The sequence below is a fragment of the Sulfurimonas sp. genome (assembly GCF_032250635.1).
Lineage (GTDB): Bacteria > Campylobacterota > Campylobacteria > Campylobacterales > Sulfurimonadaceae > Sulfurimonas.
Genome location: NZ_JAVVFL010000214.1, coordinates 1 through 3,459, shown reverse-complemented (window position 1 = coordinate 3,459; position 3,459 = coordinate 1). Strand labels below are relative to the sequence as shown.

Below are 3,459 nucleotides of genomic sequence, written 5' to 3'. Positions count from 1 at the left end.
TTTGTTGGAGTTTTGCATTCTGCTCTTCTAAAAGTTTATAGTATCTCTCATCTGCATGAGAAACTGCTTTTCTGCCGCCCATGTTTACTGTTTTTGCCTGCGCACTCTTGTTTGGGCTTAATATGACAAGCTTTACGCCATCTTCAACAACGCTCTGCAGCGAACCTCTTCTTATGCGGTTGTGAATTGCCTCTTTTGAAACGCCAAGCTTATCAGCGGCATCTGAGATACTTAGTTTTGTCATCTCGACACCCTATCTCATATTTTCGAATACAAGCGGGGCTTCCCACTCCATAGAACGAATAGTTGCGATAACTTTCTGCAAATCGTCTAGTTTTGCACCCTTGACCCTGATGGAATCACCCTCTATCTGAGCGGTAACTTTGAGTTTGAGGTTTTTTATCTCGGCTGCGATTTTTTTAGCCTCTTTTGACTCAATGTAGTCGACTATTTTAAAGGTCACTTTACGGTTGTTACCGCTTGAGTCTTCAGTTTTTAGCTCCTCAAGCACTTTCGATGAGAGGTCCTGCTTTAAAAGCTTTGCTATAACAATATCTTTGAGTGCATCAAGTTTGTTATCACTCGAAGCAATAAGCACTAAAAGCTTATCTTTCTCTTTGTAGTTGATTTCATAGGGTGTTCCCTTGAAATCGTAGCGGTTTGCTACCTCTTTATCGACAAGATTTATAGCGTTTTTAAAGCTCTGCATATCAATCTTTGCGCTTATATCAAATGAGTATTCTTTTGCCATTTCTATTCCTTAATTTTATTTCATAAAATGAAGTAACTCTTTATCTATTCATCACGGTATCGGAAGTAATTCCGATACCTACGCTAACGCTTGGTTTTACCCTCAAGGGGCACCTAGTACTCAGCGTAAAGCTCAAAGAACTAGTTCTTTTTATTTATATTTATAACAATTATTGCAGATTATAACATATTTTAAAGTGTGTTAGCTGTTTTAAAAAACAGGACTCCCGTCATTGAAGCCTCCTCCAAATCCTCCACCTAGATTAGTAAAACTTGGATCCATATAGCCAAACATAAAACTTTTTGCCCTTAGTTTCTCTATATCTGCCTTGCTTGAGATTCCCTGCGGACAAACCAAAGTACACTCGTTGCAGAGCGTGCAGTCCCAAACGCCGTTTGTCTGCACGGCGTCTATCTTGCTTTTTGGGTCTGCCTCTCTTTTATCGCTAACATAGCGCCAGATTCTTGTTAGTGAAAATGGTCCTAAAAACTCGCTATTGACGGCATATACAGGACATGCGCTATAACATGAAGCGCACAGTATGCAGTCACTTTGAAGCTCGTTTATATGCTGATTTTCTATAGAGAGCTCCACACCCTCTGCAAGTGAACTCTGCCATGCTTTTGCCTTTGCATTAAATGAGTAGGCTTTATCCATATCAACAACCAAATCACGAAGAACAGGAGTGTTGCGAAGCGGCTCTACTAAGTCGCCATCTTTTGCATGATGCGAACATGCCAAGACTTCGCGTCCGTTTACTCTCACTGCACAACTTCCACACACACCGCTTCTGCATCCGCTACTATAAGCAAGTGATTGGTCTTGGCTTCTTTTTATCTCATTTAACACCTCTAAAAGAGTCGCGCCATCTATATTGACATCGTACTCTGCAACACTCTCTCTTTTGATATTAATTTTCATAGCTCACCCTCTTGTCTGCATCTAAAATAGTGTGCGCTCTGTATGTCTCATCTGCCTCAGGAAAATCGATTCTAAAGTGCGCGCCTCTGCTCTCTTGCCTGTTTATGGCGCTTAGCAAAACCGCTTCTGCTAACATGAGCATATTTTTAAACTCCAAAAACTCTATAAGATTTGTGTTGTACTCTTTTGTTTTGTCGCCCACGCCCATCTTTGGCAAATCATCTCTCATCTCTTCTATGACTTTTAGAGTCTCTTGCAGCGCCTCTTTCTCTCTCTTTATCCCTACATTTTTATAAAAAAGCTCGCCCAAATATAGCTGTTTTTCATAAAAATTTATCTCGTTTGTAAATCTCTTTATCTCTGCAATCTCATCTTCAAAAAACTTTTTTTCTTTGACGGGAGTTCTCTCTTTAGAGAAATTTTTAGCATACTTGGCAGCATTAACTCCCGCTTGTCTGCCAAATACAACAAGCTCTAAAAGAGAGTTTCCGCCTAGCCTGTTTGCGCCATGAACTCTATGGTTTGCACACTCTCCCGCTGCAAAGAGCCCGGCAATAGATGTCGAAGAGGAAGCGTCCACCTCTATCCCACCCATAGTGTAGTGAGCTGCGGGTTTTATAGGGATAAGTTCATGAACGGGGTCAACATTTTCATAAAGTTTTGCGAGCTTTACCTCTTGGGGAAGCTCTTTTTCTATAAACTCCGTACCCAAATGGCGGATATCAAGGTAGGTATCTTCACCCTTTGCAATCTCATCATGTATGGCTTTTGAGACCTCATCACGCGGCAGAAGCTCGTTCACAAATCTCTCACCCCTTGAGTTTAAAAGATGTCCGCCAGCGCCTCTTGCACTCTCTGAAATTAAAATTGATGAGTTCTTGAGCGCAGTAGGATGAAACTGCACAAACTCCATATCGCTCACTCTCGCTCCGGCTCTTAGTGCCGCGGCAACTCCATCACCGGTAGAAGAGAGTGAGTTTGTGGAGTAGTTATTGTAGACTCTGCTGTAGCCTCCCGTTGCGATAATTACACTTGAGGCTTCATGTATCTCTATCTCGCCGCTTCGTTTGTTAAGCAGACTTACGCCGCAGATATATTTTTTGCCGCTCTCGTCAAACTCACTTAGAAGTTCTAGCAGATATCTCTCATTTAAAATCTCAATTTGCGCAGCAAGAACCCTGTCATAAAGCGTGTGAAGAATTTTCAAACCCGTATAGTCCTGAGCGTAACAAGCTCGCGGAGCATAAGCGCCGCCGAGTTTTCTTTGGGCGATTTTAGAGTTTGGCGTTCTGCTAAATGGAACACCTATGCTATCAAGCCATGCAACAGCTTTTGGAGCTTCTTTGCACATGTATCTTACAGCACTCTCGTTTGCCAAGCCGTTCGCAGATTTGAGCGTATTTTGGACATGCATCTCTACGCTGTCGCCCTCATCACCAGATAAGACTGCATTGATACCGCCCTGAGCCATGCATGTCTGGCTCCTTGTAGGGTACTCTTTTGTTATAACAACCACTTCGGCACCGTTTTCATGTGCATTCAGGGCGGCAACAAGTCCTGCTCCGCCTGCTCCTACTACTATAACTCTATTTTTCATTCTCTTCCTTGCTTAGGGCTATTTCGATTGTAAATTTTGCTCCGTTTTGGATATTTTCGACATAAAGTTTGCCGCCACTATGCTGCTTAATAATATTTTTTGACATATGAAGTCCGAGTCCTGTGCCGTTTTTATCGAATTTTGTCGAGAAATAAGGGTCAAAAATCTTATCTATTATATCCCCGTCTAT

At 42.1% G+C, this 3,459-nt stretch carries 4 protein-coding genes and 1 pseudogene; all 5 read right to left on the bottom strand.

Translation table 11 applies throughout. The features are described from left to right. Positions 1-244 (bottom strand): annotated as a pseudogene (locus RQ763_RS10800) (DNA-binding protein); the annotation flags it as partial. A 9-nt stretch (positions 245-253) separates the two neighbouring features. Continuing rightward, positions 254-751 carry a YajQ family cyclic di-GMP-binding protein gene (locus tag RQ763_RS10795; protein ID WP_294931617.1) on the bottom strand — a complete coding sequence of 166 codons (498 nt, stop codon included), beginning with the start codon at positions 749-751 and terminating at the stop codon, positions 254-256. A gap of 210 nt (positions 752-961) precedes the next feature. Beyond that, positions 962-1,672 (bottom strand): succinate dehydrogenase/fumarate reductase iron-sulfur subunit, encoded by a 711-nt coding sequence (locus tag RQ763_RS10790; RefSeq protein ID WP_314152968.1) that lies wholly within the window; start codon positions 1,670-1,672, stop codon positions 962-964. Next, complete coding sequence (locus RQ763_RS10785; RefSeq protein WP_314152967.1) at positions 1,662-3,269, bottom strand: FAD-binding protein; 1,608 nt, start codon at positions 3,267-3,269, stop codon at positions 1,662-1,664. Before RQ763_RS10785 ends, RQ763_RS10790 begins: the two co-directional genes overlap by 11 nt. Next, the coding region (locus RQ763_RS10780) for an ATP-binding protein (RefSeq protein WP_314152966.1) at positions 3,259-3,459 on the bottom strand (201 nt) is incomplete at its 5' end. The genes RQ763_RS10780 and RQ763_RS10785, both read right to left, overlap by 11 nt.

Excerpts from the sequence above, each read along its gene's own strand:
- RQ763_RS10795 (WP_294931617.1), bottom strand. The coding sequence starts at position 751 with ATGGCAAAAGAATACTCATTTGATATAAGCGCAAAGATTGATATGCAG.
- RQ763_RS10790 (WP_314152968.1), bottom strand. The coding sequence starts at position 1,672 with ATGAAAATTAATATCAAAAGAGAGAGTGTTGCAGAGTACGATGTCAAT.
- RQ763_RS10785 (WP_314152967.1), bottom strand. The coding sequence starts at position 3,269 with ATGAAAAATAGAGTTATAGTAGTAGGAGCAGGCGGAGCAGGACTTGTT.